Origin of the sequence: Dankookia sp. GCM10030260 (genome assembly GCF_042666655.1) — a bacterium.
In the GTDB taxonomy this organism is placed as follows: Bacteria; Pseudomonadota; Alphaproteobacteria; order Acetobacterales; family Acetobacteraceae; genus Paracraurococcus.
In genome coordinates this window covers 709,268-724,113 of the sequence record NZ_JBHTDE010000003.1, presented here as the reverse complement: position 1 = coordinate 724,113, position 14,846 = coordinate 709,268, and the positions used below count along the sequence as shown (strand labels likewise).

The window sequence follows — 14,846 nt, the reverse complement described above, 5'->3', positions numbered from 1 at the left end:
ATCCTCCCTGGACCCACCCCTATTTCTCTGAGCCGGCACTCGCGTCGCGGCAGGTGCCAACCCACAAAAAGGAAGGGTGGGGCTTGGGGAGGGAATACTTTTCCCTCCCCAACCTTGCTGCATGGGGACGACATGGACACGGGCCTGACGGCGGAGGAATGGCAGGCGGTCCGGCTCAGCCTCGACGTGGCGCTGCGCTCGGTCGCCGTCTCCCTGCTGCCCGCCATCGGCGTCGCCCTGCTGCTGGCGCGCGGCCGCTTCCCCGGCCGGTCGCTGCTGGACGCGCTGGTGCACCTGCCGCTGGTGGTCCCCCCCGTGGTCACCGGCTGGCTGCTGCTCCTGCTGTTCGGCGTGCGCGGGCCTATCGGCGCGCCGCTGCACGACTGGTTCGGCATCCGCCTGGTCTTCAGCACCGGCGGCGCGGCCCTGGCCACCGCGGTGATGTCCTTCCCGCTGATCGTGCGTTCCGTGCGGCTGGGGCTGGAAGGCGTCGATCCCGGGCTGGAGGCCGCGGCGCGGACGCTGGGCGCCGGCCGGCTGGACCGATTCCTCACCGTCACCCTGCCGCTGATGGCGCCCGGCATCCTGGCCGGCGCGGTCACCGCCTTCGCCGCGGGCCTCGGCGAATTCGGCGCGGTCATCACCTTCGCCTCGAACATCCCGGGCGAGACCCAGACCCTGCCGCTGGCGATCTACAGCGCGACGCAGACCCCGGGCGGCGAGGCGATGGCGGCGCGGCTGGCCATCCTCTCCTTCGGCCTGGCGATCGGCGGCCTGCTGCTGGCGGAGTTCATCGCCCGGCGGATGCACCTGCTGCTGGGCCGCGGCTGATGCTCGAGGTCGCGCTGCGCCACCGCTTCGGCCGCGACGGCTTCGCGCTCGACATCGCCTTCGCCATGCCCGAGGCAGGGGTGACGGCGCTGTTCGGCCCCTCCGGCTGCGGCAAGTCCACCGTGCTGGCCGTGGTCGCCGGGCTGCTGCGGCCGCAGGCCGGCCGGGTCGCGCTGCGCGGCCAGGTGCTGCTCGACACCGCGCGCGGCGTCTTCGTCCCGCCGGAGCGCCGCCGCTGCGCGGTGGTGTTCCAGGATGCGCGGCTGTTCCCGCATTTCAGCGTCGAGGCCAACCTGCGCTACGGCCTCCGCCGCGCACCGCCGGACGCCGCCGGGCCGGGGATCGAGGAGGTGGTGGCTCTGCTTGGAATCGGCCACCTGATGGCGCGGCGGCCGGGGAAGCTTTCAGGCGGCGAGCGGCAGCGGGTGGCGCTTGGCCGCGCCCTGCTGGCCCGGCCGCTGCTGCTGCTGATGGACGAGCCGCTGGCCGCGCTCGATGCCGAGCGGCGGGCCGAGGTGCTGCCCTTCCTCGCCCGGCTGCGCACCGCCGCCGGCCTGCCGATCCTCTACGTCACCCATGCCCTCGACGAGGTCGATGCCCTGGCCGACCGGCTGGTGCTGCTGCAGGCCGGCCGCGTCGCGGCGGAGGGCACGGTGGAGGCGCTGTCGCTGCGCACCGACCTGCCGCTGGCCGGCCGGCGGGATGCCGGCGCGCTGCTGCCCTGCACGGTGGTGGCGCATGATGCGGCGCGCGGGCTGACCCGGCTGGGCTTCGCCGGCGGCACGCTGTGGGTGCCGTTGCGGGACGAGCCGCCCGGCACCACGGCGCGGGTGCGGCTGCGGGCGCGGGACGTCGCGGTGGCGACCGCCGAGCCGCGGCAGCTCTCGACCCAGAACGTGCTGCCGGCGGTGCTGGCCGGCATCGGCGAGGCGGCCTCGCCGCACGAGCTGTTCCTGCGGCTGCGGCTGGGGGAGAGCGAGCTGCTCGCGCGCGTCACCCGCGACAGCGTGGCGCGGCTCGGCCTTGTGCCGGGGATGGCGGTCTGGGCGGTGGTGAAGGCAGTCACCTTCGACCGCGCCGGACCGGCCGGCGGGTGACACGGCGCGGTGCCGCGATGCTAGATTCCCCGCCGATGAAGCCCGCCACGCCAAGATCCGCCACTCCGGGTCCCGAAGCCGGGGACGGCGTGCTGAGCCTGCGCATCGACCTGGCGCAGGGCCGCATTGGCCCCGGCAAGATCGCGCTGCTGGAGGCGATCGACCGCGAGGGCTCGATCTCGGCGGCCGGCCGCGCCATCGGGATGAGCTACAAGCGCGCCTGGGATCTGGTAGATGCGACCAACCGGCTGCTCGGGACCCCGGCGGTGCAGGGCAGTGCGGGCGGCTCTCGCGGCGGCGGCGCGGTGCTGACCGATGCGGGGCGCAACCTGGTTGCGGACTACCGGGCGATCGAGCGGGCGGCGCAGCGCGCGGCCGAGCCGCGGCTGCTGGCCTTGGCGCGGCGGGCCAGGGGCTCCTAGGGGAAGGACGATTGGGGAGGAAGGCGTTTCCTCCCCGAACTCCTCCATCGTGTTCCGTGGATCTGGCATCCGCCACGCGGCGGGAGCCGATTTGCAGCGACAGATGGAAGGCCCGGGAAAAGCGTTGGAGGGGGGGGCGAATCGAACCCTTGACATCCGGCCTGGGAACGGCCGGCTGGTTCGCCCTGGTTGGCGAGAATGGGGTGGTGTTCGAGCGCGACCGGGGCCTGATCGACGGCGCGACATGGGCGCGATGGATTCCCCTTTGCATTCCCTAGCCTGCCGCGGGGTCGCGGCATCGGCGCGACCTTATGGGATGGAGTTCAGCACATGCGGGCTGCCGTCACCGGATCTCTCATTGGCCGGTTGCGGGCCGATCCCGGCAAGCATGTCGAGGTCTGGGACACCAAGGTGGTGGGGCTGGTGCTGCGACTGCGCGGTCCTGGTCGCGCCGTCTGGGTGGACCGCGCCCGCACAGCGGATGGCAAGCGGGCCACGGCGAAGGTCGGGGATCACCGGGTCCTGCGGGCGGCCGATGCCGGTCGTCCTGCACTCGTCGCGCTTGCGACCATTCAACAGGGCCGCGATCCCTTGGTCGAGCGGCGGGGGAGGCTCGTAGGGCTGCGGCCGTGGCGCTGACCGTCGAGCCGGCAGTGGCGAACTGGCAGGCGGTGCGGGCCGGTGCTGCCGAACGCGCATGGTTACCCCGCTATGGCGTGCCTGTACCTTGTGCGGTCCGGGTGCATTCCTGTCCGGCCTCGGCGCCACGCCATTGCGCGGCGTCACCCGCGCGACATGGACCAGCACGATCAGCCGGGTGACGCGGACCAAACCCGGCGTCGCGGTCTTCATCTACACCCCGGGGTCCTCGTTCCTGCCCTATGCCGAGGCGAACCGCAGAATCCAACCCAGGCGCGTACGCCGCCGGGCATTATTCCTGCGTGAACCGGTGGTGCGGTGCGGCTTAGGGTAGCGCTGGTCGAACGCCATTCATTGAAGGCGCGCAGGCCCAAAATGAGGAAGCGTCTGATGGCGGGTATCGAGGTGAAAGCCCGGACTGCTCTGATCACCGGCAGCTCGCGCGGGATAGGACGCGGCATCGCGCTGAAAATCGCAGGATGCGGCGTCATGCGGCTCGGCGTCCATTACCAGAAGAACAGGGAGGCTGCCGAGGAGACCGCCCGGCTGCTGCGCGAGCGCGGCGCCGAGCCCGTCCTGATCCAGGCCGATGTGACGAAACCCGAGGATATTTCACGAATGTTCGCGGAGATGCGAGCAGCCTTTGGCTCCCTCGACATCTTCGTCGCCAACGCCCGGCCGGATGTGCAGCACTTCTACCAGCCGGTTTTCGACCTGACGGCCGAGCACTGGCGGGCTGCGATGGACTCCCAGGCGACTGCCCTGCTGCTCGGCGCCCGCGAGGCGGTCGGAATGATGGGCCACGGTGGGCGGATCATCGCCGTCACCTATGCACCCGGCGGAAAGACGGGAAGCTGGCGGTCCTGGGCGGCGATGGGACCGGCCAAGGCGGCGATGGAAGCGCTGCTGCGTTACCTTGCCTGGGACCTCGCCGGCCGCGGCATCACGGCGAATGCGGTCAGCCCCGGCGCGACCGACGATAGCGTGTTCAGCACATTGCCTTCCGCGGTGCTGGAAGCGCTGCGCGGTTGGGCCGGAGCCGGCTGGGTCCCCATGGGGCGCCTTACGACACCGGCCGATGTGGGCGACGCCGTGGCCCTGCTGTGCTCCGAACAGGCGGGGTTCATCACCGGCCAGACCCTTTACGTCGATGGCGGCGCATCGCTCGCCTCGGCCGACTTCCCGATGGAATTCCAGCGGGGCACGTGAGTGGACTTGCCCTGCTTTGGTGGAGAGGCATCGGGGCAGGTAAGAGCCATCTTCCCGAACCGTGCGGAGCTTGCGAGGTCGCGCGCGCGATGACGGCGGATGGGGTTGGAGACGCCATCGATGGGGCGGCCGATGGCGGCCGTGGCGTCGGTGCGCGTCTCGCAGGCGGTGCGCCTGTCCTCGTGCAGGCGGCGGCAGGCCGGGCGTCGCTTCCTGGCGAAGTCGCCGCCTTGAGGGACGCCAGGGACATGGCACTGGCGGTGCACGAGGAACCCTTCTTCGCCGCGTCAACGAGCCTGAAGCTCGTCGCCTTTTCCCTCCTGGCGCAAGAGCGGTGGCGCGCGTCAGGATGTCCCGCGCGTGGCGGAGGATCCCGTTCTCCCGCCGCAGCCGCTTCAGCTCCGCCGCTGTCGATCCGACAGGCGCTTCCGCCACGTGATCCCGGCTGCGGTCGAGCCGACGCACCAGCATCGAAAGCCCGACCCCGTGATCGCCCGCTGGGTTCGGCCAGTCGTTCGAACCGGATGAACTGCCTCGCCTCAAATGCCTTCGTGAACCGGCGCTGCTGCTTCCTGGATGTCGCCTTGCGTCATCGGGACCTCTCCACTTCTCCGAGGCATGTCCAGCCCGCATCAAGCGCGGCCCTGGCCGGATGGCTGGGATCGATCGGACGTGGCGTAGGGGTCGGCTGGCATGGCGGAGCCGATGATGTCGTCCGCAAGTTTCTCCACCCGACCGCCAGAGCGCGATTAGGGATGGGTTTTGCCGGCTTCGATTTCTGCCGAGCCGGGCTGGTCGACGAATGCGCGGTAGACCTCCATCACTGAATCGTCGATCAGCAGGTGGCGGTCGAGGAAGCGGTGTAGCGTTTTCGGATCGACCTTCTTGCCATCGTCTTTCATTCGAGCGGCAAGGTCACGGGAGGTTATGTGTTGCTGCCCGATATAGGTCAGCAATGCGGATTTCACCCGTTCGCGCTCGGACGGTGTCATCATCCATCTCCCTACCCCTTTCTTGGGGCATGGAATGCTGCTCCCCAGGCGTCGTGCTGGTCAACAAAACCGAGGTGGCCAGGGCAAGCGTTGTGACTTGGACGTCGGCAATCGATGCCGCTCTGGCTGCTTCTGGACGACGTGCATGGCTGGACTGCGCGAGGATTGGACGCGGTAGTTCGCCGCCTCCGGTTGTTTCAGGCGAACGAAGCCAATCACGCATTCAGGAACCCAAGGCGCTGTATCTGGCAGTGCTGCCGCCACGACACCGCTGCCGCTGAGGCCAGGCGGATGGCCAAGGCATGTCGACGTGCCTCCGATCGTGGGACCCCGTGGAGCACCCAGGCCAGTGCCGTCTCATCGGGGGCCATCGCGTCCTCTTTGTCTCCGGAGCGGACGAGCCGAACAGAGGCGCCCTTCAAGTCTGCAGCCATCTTGACCATCAGGATCATGGCGCCGTTCGTCGCCGGCTGGCTCGCCAACTGTTGCCGCAGCAGCGGCACGAAATGGACAGACGCGTCACGTTCAGCTTGATCGAGGCTCGGCAGTGCGGATGGAGAATTTCGGTTGCGGGGCCCCGGAAGGGGAAAGGCATCGAGGGGCATAGCGGGAGATTTCCGGACTGGGGGTTGTCCAAACCGAGAGCCGTAGTCCTTGGGGGGAGGCCGCCGGCTTTCGCGCGCAGGCAGTATTATCCACGATTAATTTCGATGCTGATAAATTGCCTGTGGGTTGTGTTGTCGCAGACGGTGCTACGACGAAGGCCCGTGAGAAGGACGTGACACCTCTCCGACGATGCCGCCGCCTGATCGCAGGCGGGACGGCGCCCTCGGCTGAGGTCCTGGGCGACGCTCTCGGCGACCGGATGCGCGGACATCCGCATGCCGCAGCACGGCCACTGCCGGATCGCCAGGCAACCGCCATCGATCGGCAGCATCATCCCCATCACCCACCGGCTCGGCCTCGGCCCCCTCGACTCGAATCCGTTCAGCACGTTCCTCTGCCGGTTGCGCCGGCGGCTTACCAGGACGACCTTGGCGCCTTCCCGCGCAAACAGGATGGCGGGAGCGCCGCCGTTGCCCACGCCCTCCGGCCGCCACCCGCGCCGGTCACGATGGCGACCTTGCCGGCCAAGCGTCCCGCGCCTGCTACCTACTCAGCATCCATGGGCGCTCCGGTTTCGCGCGATGATGCGTGGAAGACACACCGGGCATGGCAGCGCTGCTGCATTGCGAAATCAACGTGTATATTTTCTACTTATAGTGGAAGATCGACCTGCAACCCCCTGTTTTCTCCATGGATGGACCGCCATGCTGGTCGCTCAGGTCGTGACCGAAGCCGAATACCGACATGCCCTCGGCGAAATCCGCCGCCTGGTCGCGTCGGAGCCCGATCGCGACACGCCGGCTGGCGATCGGCTGGAGACCTTGACCTCCCTCGCCGAGACGTTTGAGGCGGAACGCCTTGTGCTGGACCTTGCCGACATCGACGCTCGGTAGGCCGGTTTTGTCGGGTGACGGGTGCGGGACGGGCCGATGAGCGAAGGCGCCGCCGCCAGCGCCGAGCAAACCTGCCCGGGTCCGTCCCATCCCGATTGCAAGCCCCCGCCCCCCCGCACGACGATGCTTGCCCGTGGGTGGCAGAGACGCGTCTTCCTCACCGGCCGCGAAGGCGCCACGGCCGATCTGTGGAGCGAGGCGAGACAGGTCTGGCTGGCGGGGTTCGGCCAGTCAGGCGGGTGACCCGCGCTGCGGCCTAGCCTGCCGCGGCCTCTCGTCTGCGCCGCGCTTCATAGGTGCCGGCATGACACCGCGCCAGCCGCAGCAGCGGCGCATCGATGCCCAGCGTCGCGGCCCGCTCCACCATGTCGCCCAGGACATGCTCGCCCTCGGCCGCGCCGCGCCGCTCGATATCGCGCAGCATGGAGGCGGTCAGCGGCGAGCCCTCCTTCGTGAGAAAGCCGGTGACAGCCGCGATGGCCGAAGGACGCGGCTCATGGCCGGATTTCGCCGCCACCGCACGGCATTCGGCGAACAGCGCCAGCAGCGCATCGCGGCCACCGGGGGCAGCGAGGATGTCGCCGACGCTCCCGCGCATCATGCATGTTGCGCCTGCCAAGGTGGCGAGACCGACCCACTTCTCCCACATCTCCTGGACGATCTCGCTGCTGGCCCGCGGCAGGAAGTTGGCCCCGCTGAAGACCGACAGGATGCCATCGACGCGGGTGGAAATGCCGCCCTGGACCTCGCCGAAGATGAGTTGGTGGTCCGGTCCCATGCGATGGACGATCTGGCCTTCTGGGCCGAGGGTGGCGGGTATCTGCGCCACGCCGCCGAGCACGCGTTCCGCACCGAAGCGGGCGGCGAGCAGATCGAGATGCCGCATGCCGTTCAGAACCGGGAGTATGGTGGTCCCGGCCCCAACCGCGGGATTGATGTCGTCCATCGCGGCATCGAGCGAATATGCCTTCACCGCAAGCAGGATGAGATCATAGGCGCCGTCCAGACCGCCTGCCTGGACCGTGCGGGGCTTGAGGTCGGCATCGCCGTGCAGGCTGTCGATGTGCAGTCCCAGGCGCGCGATCTGCTCGGCGCGGCGCGGCCGGACCAGGAATGTCACGTCGCGTCCAGCCTCGACCAGCCTGCCGCCGAAATAGCCGCCCAGGGCGCCCGCACCGACCACCAGAACCCGCATGACATTCTCCTCGATGTCCGAAACGTCGGTACCGCGTGCCGGGGAGCCTATGCCTGAACGGGCGCTCACCGCCATGGCGCGGAACGGCTAACCGCGGTGCCCTGACGAAGCGCCCGCAGCGCGACCTCTGCTCCCGTGATGGCGTATTCGAAATGGAAGCAGCCGCCCGCCTCTCCCATTTCGGGAATGTCATGGGATGCCGCCCCTCTTCATCGGTTTGTCAGGCGACGAGATATGCTCGGATCGGCTTCAATCCATGTGCCCCATGCGGCACCGGCCGCGCCGATCTTGCAGCAACGAATGGACGGATGTCTGCCGCGGCCGGCGGCTCATTCGTGGCCAACAAGCTTGAGGTGTTCACGATGCGCAGGATGGAACAGGCAGCAGCCGAAGCGGACGGCGCTCCGCTCGACGCTTGGCTGCGTCACGCGCTGCGTCAGGCATTCGGGGGAGTGCTCATCGAGCCGCTGCCGTCCGACCTTCTGGCCCTTGCCGCCGGTCAAGGGCAGTCCCCCAGCGTGCAGATGGTGGGCCAGGGCAAGCGACTGTCAGTCGGTCAGTAGCGGCGTGTGGCAGGCGGTAACGTAGCGACGTGCAGCGACCGAGCACACGCGGATGCGTTGCCGCCTCACCGTCTCAGGCCCGCACCAAACGTCCGGCGATGATAGATTGTTCGCTGGCCGACGATGAAAAGCCAAATCGGGATGCTGATAAATGGATGCGCCACCGCGGAAGCCGACATCCTGGGAACGAGCCCAGGTCGATATCAGCAAGGCACCCGAAATCGTGGGGTGGTGCAACAAGTGGAAGGTTACGCCGGAGCGCCTGAAAGCCGCTGTCGCCGAGGTCGGTACATCTGCGGTCGACGTCGCCAGGGCACTGGGAAAGGGTGGCTGAGATTTGCCCAGCTAAGCGGACAGGGTGGCCCTGGCATCACAGCCTGAGGGCATCGTACCCCAAGGGCCACGATGAAAGTGGGACATCTCCCATGTACCGTCATCCGACCAAAGGATGCCGGGCACCCAGTTCCCGTCGTGCGACGCCTCCAGGCCGTAGGGCAGGCTCGGCGCCGCCTGTTGCCGCTCGAGAGCGTGCCGGTACCCTGGCGATGATGCCTCACCGCCGGTGAGCTCGTTGAAGGGGGTCCGGTGGATGATGCTCCAGAGACCGACCTGGAGCGAAATCGGCCGCCCGGCACCGCGCTGAACTTCCTGGCTGCCGCTCGGGCGGACCAGCGGCACAAGGTGGTCCCGGATGGCGAGGACGCGATCGTCGCCCGAAGAAGCCAGCGTCCAGCGTCATGCTCTCCTCCCGCGGTGCCCAGCATCCTACGCCGGCCCGAAACACCGATCCGCGGTCGATAACGCAGGCGGTGGCACTGCCGACGCCCGCAGGGCTTCCAGTCACGCTGGAGAATGCCAGCGGCGAAGGGTGGCCCTGTTGGCGGCGCCTCGCGCCGGTGTCCTGGCCCGGTCGTCGTTCGGCGGCAGCGGACCCACCGCGCGCCATCCGTACCGCGCTCCCTGTCCGTCTCCCTCGCGGCTGCCGCATCGGCCGCAGCGACCTGCTGAAGCGTGTCCCGCGGCCTAATATCTCATTCCCGAGAGGAGACCGATCAACAGCGCCAGCGTGGCGCCTGTCTCACGGGAGCCGCCTGCGTCCCGAGTTGCCACGGACGACTGTCCATCCGCGTGAAAATGCGGCGCTGCATCGACAATCGGGCGACCTGCGCGGCATCCGCCGGGACGAAGGCACAGCCATATGCTGCCGTTGCGTCGAACCGTTCCCGCGCGAGGTCCATGTCGTGTCTCGCCTGTGCCGTGGCGAAGCTGCAATCAAGCCGGTCCATTGACGGCTCGAAAGCAAAGGACTCGCAGCCGCGAACGCGACAGCGGGTCATGAAGGCTGGCTCCCAGCCTGGTCGGTCTGCCCAACCTGCACACGACGCGTGTTGGCTAGAAGCCGGGCATCGGACAAAAAGGCCTTGCGCCGGCCATGACCTGATCGCCAGACACCGCGCTCGATCTTCTATCGAGCCTAATAGTGTGCAACAAGCGCAAGTTGAGAGCGCGCGGCCGTGGTCACAAGAACGACCATGCCCGGCCGACGCGCGACGATTTTCATCGGTTCGCTGCGTCGGGTAGGCACTGCCGCCCTCAGGCCAGCTTGAGGTTCGCCGCAGCCTCCTTGCCGCGCTCCTTCACGACCTCGAAGCTGACCCGCTGCCCGTCGTTCAACCCATTCAGCCCCGCCGCCTGCACGGCAGTGATATGGACGAACACGTCCTTGCCGCCGCCCTCAGGCTGGATGAAGCCGAAGCCCTTGTCGGCGTTGAACCATTTCACGCTGCCGGTAGCCATGCGACGTTCGCTCCCTGTTGGGCCAATGCTGGCCCACCGCTGCCGACCTTCGGCGGCGCACGGCAGGAAGCATATCGGCCGAGTAGCCCGCAGTCGACCTATCCTGGCCGGCGGGAATATTTGTACCCTAGCTGGTGGGGATGCTCGAAATTCTGCCCGAGCCTTCCTCGACGATCACGCCCTCGCTGGGTTGAGGCTCGACGGCTGCCTGTCCCACCTGCCCACCGTCCGGGTTGGCACGTGGACGCTCGCTCAAGAGGACGCGCTGCAGTTCGGGCGAGCATTGTCGCGCGATGCTGTCGCTGAGTCCCATCTTCTCGGACCGCTGCCACAGATCGGCGCGCTGCTCGGGCGTCAGGTGGTCCGCCACCATCGCCAGCGCGCGATCGAGTAGAGCGATGAGGTCACGGTCTAGGAGAGCGTCGGAAGTCGGGGTGTTTGCCATGGCCGATCGCAGCACGTGGGCATTCCGGCTGCAAGGGTTGTGGCCGCTGGCGTTTGATGCCGTCGACCGTTGAGACACGAGATCGTTGGCCATGTCCCGTTCGCGCTTCGCTGTCCGGGCACTGACGAGGGCGGGACAGTCAGCCGGCAAGCCCATCCTCGTTCATCTCCATGGCCGCATCGACTCTGGCAGGCCATCAGCCTCATTCAGGCGCTGCCCGCCAGCCCATCACCTCCTCCTCCGCAACTGGATGAAGGGCAAGGACACCCTATTCGCCGAACATCGTCTCGGCCAAAGCGTAGGGCGGGCCATTGAAGCCACTCGGTCGCGTCGAGAATCGACACGACCTGGCGTCTCCTTCCCGCCCATCACGAGCGCGATCTCGGCCGCGTCGAGCCGAATGGCAATCACGGTACGTCGGCCAGCATCCGCGCAACGCCAAAGGGCATGACCGCCGGTGAAAGCCCGGCCCATGGCGAATTCGCTGTGCTGCATTTCTCCATTGCCCCGGATGCCTGTCTTCACTGGCGCGCGACCGATCATCATCCGATAGGCCGGCGCGCACTATCGATCGCTCAGGCGGCAACCTCACCCTCGTCCGGCAGGAATTGGGTTGGGGTAGGGCCGGCGTCGTGCATCACCACCACCGCTACGCCGATTCCATGGACAGGACGGCCGCTTGACCGGAACGCAGGTCACCGTGGCGGCGGGGGAGGTCCCCAACCAGCCAACGCGCCTTGTCATGGATCAATCCGGCCTTCGTACGGATTTTGACCCACGTCGCCGAAGCCTTGGTGTTACGCCCATAGATAGACACAATCGAGGCGATCATGCGGCAGAGCGTGCATCTGATGGCTGCGGCGTCGCTCCTGGGCATGGCGCCTCTGGCAGCGGTCGCGCAGCAGGAGGTGAACTTCCAGCGGCCCATCTTCACCACGCAGGGTACGGCCCTGTGTGCAACCCAAGGCCAGATCGCAGAATTGCGTCGCGCGCTGGATGACCAGGATCGTGCGACCATTCAGCGCATCGTCGCCGGCCCTTGTACCCTGGTCGGTCCGAACATCCGCCTGACCGTGGTGGCAGCCCCCGGCAGCTATGATCCGGATGTCGAAGTTCGGGTCGGGCCCGCCTCCGGTCTCGATCGCACGGTGCCACGTGGCAATACGTGGACCCTGAAGGCACTGCTGCGGAATTAGAAGCTTCGTCGCCTGCCGCTGTCGCTTCGGCAGCGCTGCTGCGCCAAGGGTCCAACCATCGGCAGCCACACCAAGCTCTCGCGCCGCTCAACCGCGGCTGGCAGGCCAGCCGGTGCCCGCCATGTCCCGTACCCTGCGGGCATGCTGGGGTTCCCGGCGCGACAGCTACGAGCCAACGAGCAGCACAGACGCGGTGTCGGCGGCTGGGTCGTGGATCGCCGGCAAGACCGCAACATCGGCGTTGTCGAAAGCCTTGGCGATGGTGGTGGCGACTGCATCAAGCTCGTGGAGCCGCCATGCCGGCGGCATCAGGACGTTGATCGCAAGGCGGCGCACGGAAGGCCCCCGCATGCCTGCCGCGCAGGCGGCCAAGACGACGGATTGGCCAAAGTCTGCCGGCTGCTGTCCCCGGTTGGCCGCGGCATGGATGGCGAGGCAAGGACGAGGGCCGCCGATCGCCGACCAGATGTCGGTCGCATCCAACGATACCAGCCCCCGGCAGACGATCGACGACAGCAGGGTTGCCGCCGAAACGGCCAAGACGGGGACGAGGCTGTCTCGATCGTCAGGTACCGGCAGGAGCAGCCGGGCGGGTTGGTATCTTCCATGCCTCGCCCCCATGCAGGAAGCCAGAGGTGCCGACGACGGCCCAACCACGAGCAGAATGGCCATGTGACCGCGGCTGCTGAGGTTGCGGGCTGCGGCACTGGCCTGGGCCGTCGCACGATCGTCCGAGGCATCGCAGCACAGGACGCTGAATGACCAGCGGGCGGCCAGGACGGTCTCGGCGACGTCAGGGCCGGATAGCATGCCGCCCAGCTCTGTCAGCCACCCGGGGTCCTCGTGGCTCCGAAGGGCGGAGCACGCTGCCGCCGCAGCCTTCGCGGCATGCACTCCTGCGACGCCAAAGCCAAACACGGCATGGGCGCTGCCGGGGAATTCCGGCGGCATGGCTGAGACGTGCACCGGGCACTGCGGCGCCGCGGTCGCGGGGCCAATACTCTCCAGCCCCGGCAGCAGTGCCAGCAGGCTGCGCCGGGCCAAAAGCGGCATTGACGAAATCAGGTTATCCATCGCGGTCGAGAGGGTGTGGAGCACCACGTTCTCACCGACCCTCGCCTGTTTGCGCTGTCGATGGAAGGTGCCCTGGGGCAGAGCCGGCAGGTCCTTCGGCTTCCTATGGACCGCGGCCAGCGATACAGCCTGGGGATGAAATGAGAGCGGCGATCGCCCTTCCATGTTGCCATGGTCCCGGCCGGTCATCGGCTGGACGGTTGCGATGCCGGGATGCCTGGAAGGGCAGTATGCGCCGAATCCGACGGACGCGCATGCGGAAGAAGGAATTCTCCCCCATAAGTCCTCCTCCTTACAGGTTTGATTGGCGAAGTGATCTCGGGGGGGATTCCGCGGGCAAGCTGTCCTGGCCAGCCGTGCAGCAGCGCCTGCGTGACGAGGCCAGCCCGTCGTTCGGCCGGCGGACTCCCAAGGGAAAGCCCATTCGACTGGGCCGATACGCAGCCGGCCAGCAAGCCTGATTGGTCCCCGGCCGGGCCCCACCTGATAAAGTGGACTCCGACCTAGCCGAGCGATCCGGCACAGTTGGTTGAGGCGGCTGGAGCGGGCGGGGGGAATCGAACCCCCGACATTCAGCTTGGGAAGCTGACGTTCTACCTCTGAACTACGCCCGCGGCCTGATCCGCGTTATAGTCGCACCTGCCCGGCTTCGGCAAGGCGGCCGGTTGACGCCCCGCCCCCCCCTCCCTAGCCTTCCATACGTGTCCAGACTGGATCCGACCCGCCCGATGATGCCCTTACCGAAAGCGCTGGCCGGCGCGACCGGGGCCTCCTTCGCGGGGCTCGACACCCGAAGCGCTGCGATCCTCCGCGAACTGGTCGAGGTCTACGTGCAGACCGGGGAGCCGGTCGGCTCCCGCACCCTCTCGCGCCGCCTCCCCCTCGGCCTCTCGCCCGCCTCCATCCGCAACGTCATGGCCGACCTCGAGGAGGCCGGGTTCCTCTACGCCCCGCACACCTCGGCCGGCCGCCTGCCGACCGACCGCGGCCTCAGGCTCTTCGTCGACGGGTTGCTGGAATTCGGCGACCTGGGCGAGAGCGAGCGGGAAGCGATCAGCGCTCGCTGCGCCGCCTCCGGCCGCTCCATGCAGGAAACCCTGGCGGAGGCCGGGCAGATGCTCTCAGGCCTGGCCGGCGCCGCCGGCCTGGTGGTCGCGCCGAAGAGCGAGGGGCGCATCCGCCACCTGGAATTCGTCGCCCTCGGCCCCGGCCGCGCCCTGGTGGTGCTGGTGACCGAGGACGGTCAGGTCGAGAACCGGGTGATCGAGGTCCCCGCCGGACTGCCGCCGTCCTCGATGGCGCAGGCCAGCAACTACCTGAATTCCCGCCTCGCCGGCCGCAGCCTGGAAGACGCGAGGACCAAGGTGGATGAGGAGATCACCGCAAACCGCACCGCGCTCGATGCGCTGACCAGCCAGGTGGTGGAAGCCGGCCTCGCCACCTGGGCCGGCGGCGGCGGCGGCAGCCTAATCGTCCGCGGCCAGGCCAGGCTGCTGGAAAACCTCGACCAGCTCGCCCAGGTGCACGAGATCCAGGCGCTGTTCGAGCGGCTGGAGGCGCAGGAGACGGTGCTGAAGCTGCTGGAGCTCGCCCAGCGCGGCGAGGGCGTGCAGATCTTCATCGGCGCCGAGAGCGGCCTGTTCAACACCGCTGGCCTGTCGATGGTGGTGGCGCCCTTCCGCAACGGGCAGGAACGCATCGTCGGCGCCATCGGCGTGATCGGGCCGATGCGGATCAACTACGGCCGGGTGATCCCGGTGGTGGACTATACCGCGCGGGTGATCGGGCGGCTGCTCGGGTAGGCAAGGCCAGGGAGAAGGTCTTCTCCCCGGCCGCGCATCCATTCCTGTCGGGTGGCACCTGACGCGCGGCCGGTCCCGGCTCAGG

At 68.3% G+C, this 14,846-nt stretch carries 16 protein-coding genes and 1 tRNA gene; 10 read left to right on the top strand and 7 right to left on the bottom strand.

Annotated features, from left to right (window positions below; all coding sequences use genetic code 11):
* Positions 1 to 132 precede the first annotated feature (132 nt).
* From modB to ACFQS7_RS14920, 5 genes are all read left to right on the top strand, one after another.
* Positions 133 to 831: a molybdate ABC transporter permease subunit gene (gene modB / locus ACFQS7_RS14940; protein ID WP_380067882.1), complete on the top strand. Its 699-nt coding sequence runs from the start codon at positions 133 to 135 to the stop codon at positions 829 to 831.
* On the top strand, positions 831 to 1,928 hold the full coding sequence (gene modC, locus ACFQS7_RS14935; protein ID WP_380067881.1) for a molybdenum ABC transporter ATP-binding protein: 1,098 nt from the start codon (positions 831 to 833) through the stop codon (positions 1,926 to 1,928). The genes modB and modC overlap by 1 nt, the downstream gene beginning before the upstream one ends.
* Before the next feature lie 35 nt (positions 1,929 to 1,963).
* Complete coding sequence (locus tag ACFQS7_RS14930; RefSeq protein WP_380067880.1) at positions 1,964 to 2,350, top strand: winged helix-turn-helix domain-containing protein; 387 nt, start codon at positions 1,964 to 1,966, stop codon at positions 2,348 to 2,350.
* A 330-nt stretch (positions 2,351 to 2,680) separates the two neighbouring features.
* A complete protein-coding gene (locus tag ACFQS7_RS14925) occupies positions 2,681 to 2,989 on the top strand; it encodes an integrase arm-type DNA-binding domain-containing protein (protein WP_380067879.1) in 309 nt (102 codons plus the stop codon).
* Between the two features lie 390 nt (positions 2,990 to 3,379).
* The gene (locus ACFQS7_RS14920) at positions 3,380 to 4,198 is read left to right on the top strand and encodes an SDR family oxidoreductase (RefSeq protein WP_380067878.1); all 819 of its coding nucleotides are present in this window, start codon (positions 3,380 to 3,382) and stop codon (positions 4,196 to 4,198) included.
* A gap of 749 nt (positions 4,199 to 4,947) precedes the next feature.
* On the opposite strand, the gene ACFQS7_RS14915 is transcribed toward ACFQS7_RS14920, so the two are convergent.
* Positions 4,948 to 5,190 carry a hypothetical protein gene (locus ACFQS7_RS14915; RefSeq protein ID WP_380067877.1) on the bottom strand — a complete coding sequence of 81 codons (243 nt, stop codon included), beginning with the start codon at positions 5,188 to 5,190 and terminating at the stop codon, positions 4,948 to 4,950.
* 215 nt (positions 5,191 to 5,405) lie between these two features.
* Positions 5,406 to 5,795 carry a hypothetical protein gene (locus tag ACFQS7_RS14910; protein ID WP_380067876.1) on the bottom strand — a complete coding sequence of 130 codons (390 nt, stop codon included), beginning with the start codon at positions 5,793 to 5,795 and terminating at the stop codon, positions 5,406 to 5,408.
* Between the two features lie 705 nt (positions 5,796 to 6,500).
* Between ACFQS7_RS14910 and ACFQS7_RS14905 the strand changes: the two genes are divergently transcribed.
* Positions 6,501 to 6,689 (top strand): hypothetical protein, encoded by a 189-nt coding sequence (locus tag ACFQS7_RS14905; protein ID WP_380067875.1) that lies wholly within the window; start codon positions 6,501 to 6,503, stop codon positions 6,687 to 6,689.
* A 256-nt stretch (positions 6,690 to 6,945) separates the two neighbouring features.
* On the opposite strand, the gene panE is transcribed toward ACFQS7_RS14905, so the two are convergent.
* Positions 6,946 to 7,959 carry a 2-dehydropantoate 2-reductase gene (gene panE / locus ACFQS7_RS14900; protein WP_380067874.1) on the bottom strand — a complete coding sequence of 338 codons (1,014 nt, stop codon included), beginning with the start codon at positions 7,957 to 7,959 and terminating at the stop codon, positions 6,946 to 6,948.
* A 260-nt stretch (positions 7,960 to 8,219) separates the two neighbouring features.
* Between panE and ACFQS7_RS14895 the strand changes: the two genes are divergently transcribed.
* The gene (locus ACFQS7_RS14895; RefSeq protein ID WP_380067873.1) at positions 8,220 to 8,447 is read left to right on the top strand and encodes a hypothetical protein; all 228 of its coding nucleotides are present in this window, start codon (positions 8,220 to 8,222) and stop codon (positions 8,445 to 8,447) included.
* A 151-nt stretch (positions 8,448 to 8,598) separates the two neighbouring features.
* On the top strand, positions 8,599 to 8,781 hold the full coding sequence (locus ACFQS7_RS14890) for a DUF3606 domain-containing protein (RefSeq protein ID WP_380067872.1): 183 nt from the start codon (positions 8,599 to 8,601) through the stop codon (positions 8,779 to 8,781).
* A 1,259-nt stretch (positions 8,782 to 10,040) separates the two neighbouring features.
* Here ACFQS7_RS14890 and ACFQS7_RS14885 read toward each other — a convergent pair.
* Entirely contained in the window at positions 10,041 to 10,244 is a 204-nt protein-coding gene (locus tag ACFQS7_RS14885) for a cold-shock protein (protein WP_380067871.1), read from the bottom strand.
* Between the two features lie 127 nt (positions 10,245 to 10,371).
* Positions 10,372 to 10,782: a hypothetical protein gene (locus tag ACFQS7_RS14880; protein WP_380067870.1), complete on the bottom strand. Its 411-nt coding sequence runs from the start codon at positions 10,780 to 10,782 to the stop codon at positions 10,372 to 10,374.
* Positions 10,783 to 11,519: 737 nt separating this feature from the next.
* Here ACFQS7_RS14880 and ACFQS7_RS14875 point away from each other — a divergent pair.
* Positions 11,520 to 11,885, top strand: coding sequence for a hypothetical protein (locus tag ACFQS7_RS14875; RefSeq protein ID WP_380067869.1), 366 nt, complete (start codon positions 11,520 to 11,522; stop codon positions 11,883 to 11,885).
* Between the two features lie 165 nt (positions 11,886 to 12,050).
* On the opposite strand, the gene ACFQS7_RS14870 is transcribed toward ACFQS7_RS14875, so the two are convergent.
* Together ACFQS7_RS14870 and ACFQS7_RS14865 are read right to left on the bottom strand one after the other, a co-directional pair.
* Positions 12,051 to 13,148: a hypothetical protein gene (locus ACFQS7_RS14870; RefSeq protein ID WP_380067868.1), complete on the bottom strand. Its 1,098-nt coding sequence runs from the start codon at positions 13,146 to 13,148 to the stop codon at positions 12,051 to 12,053.
* Between the two features lie 350 nt (positions 13,149 to 13,498).
* Positions 13,499 to 13,573, bottom strand: a tRNA-Gly gene (locus ACFQS7_RS14865).
* An 87-nt stretch (positions 13,574 to 13,660) separates the two neighbouring features.
* Here ACFQS7_RS14865 and hrcA point away from each other — a divergent pair.
* Entirely contained in the window at positions 13,661 to 14,761 is a 1,101-nt protein-coding gene (gene hrcA, locus ACFQS7_RS14860) for a heat-inducible transcriptional repressor HrcA (RefSeq protein WP_380067867.1), read from the top strand.
* Positions 14,762 to 14,846: the final 85 nt, after the last annotated feature.

Excerpts from the sequence above, each read along its gene's own strand:
- modC (WP_380067881.1), top strand. The coding sequence starts at position 831 with ATGCTCGAGGTCGCGCTGCGCCACCGCTTCGGCCGCGACGGCTTCGCG.
- ACFQS7_RS14910 (WP_380067876.1), bottom strand. The coding sequence starts at position 5,795 with ATGCCCCTCGATGCCTTTCCCCTTCCGGGGCCCCGCAACCGAAATTCT.
- ACFQS7_RS14875 (WP_380067869.1), top strand. The coding sequence starts at position 11,520 with ATGCGGCAGAGCGTGCATCTGATGGCTGCGGCGTCGCTCCTGGGCATG.
- panE (WP_380067874.1), bottom strand. The coding sequence starts at position 7,959 with ATGGCGGTGAGCGCCCGTTCAGGCATAGGCTCCCCGGCACGCGGTACC.
- modB (WP_380067882.1), top strand. The coding sequence starts at position 133 with ATGGACACGGGCCTGACGGCGGAGGAATGGCAGGCGGTCCGGCTCAGC.
- ACFQS7_RS14930 (WP_380067880.1), top strand. The coding sequence starts at position 1,964 with ATGAAGCCCGCCACGCCAAGATCCGCCACTCCGGGTCCCGAAGCCGGG.
- ACFQS7_RS14890 (WP_380067872.1), top strand. The coding sequence starts at position 8,599 with ATGGATGCGCCACCGCGGAAGCCGACATCCTGGGAACGAGCCCAGGTC.
- ACFQS7_RS14915 (WP_380067877.1), bottom strand. The coding sequence starts at position 5,190 with ATGACACCGTCCGAGCGCGAACGGGTGAAATCCGCATTGCTGACCTAT.
- ACFQS7_RS14925 (WP_380067879.1), top strand. The coding sequence starts at position 2,681 with ATGCGGGCTGCCGTCACCGGATCTCTCATTGGCCGGTTGCGGGCCGAT.
- ACFQS7_RS14905 (WP_380067875.1), top strand. The coding sequence starts at position 6,501 with ATGCTGGTCGCTCAGGTCGTGACCGAAGCCGAATACCGACATGCCCTC.
- ACFQS7_RS14920 (WP_380067878.1), top strand. The coding sequence starts at position 3,380 with ATGGCGGGTATCGAGGTGAAAGCCCGGACTGCTCTGATCACCGGCAGC.
- ACFQS7_RS14880 (WP_380067870.1), bottom strand. The coding sequence starts at position 10,782 with ATGGCCAACGATCTCGTGTCTCAACGGTCGACGGCATCAAACGCCAGC.
- ACFQS7_RS14885 (WP_380067871.1), bottom strand. The coding sequence starts at position 10,244 with ATGGCTACCGGCAGCGTGAAATGGTTCAACGCCGACAAGGGCTTCGGC.
- ACFQS7_RS14870 (WP_380067868.1), bottom strand. The coding sequence starts at position 13,148 with ATGACCGGCCGGGACCATGGCAACATGGAAGGGCGATCGCCGCTCTCA.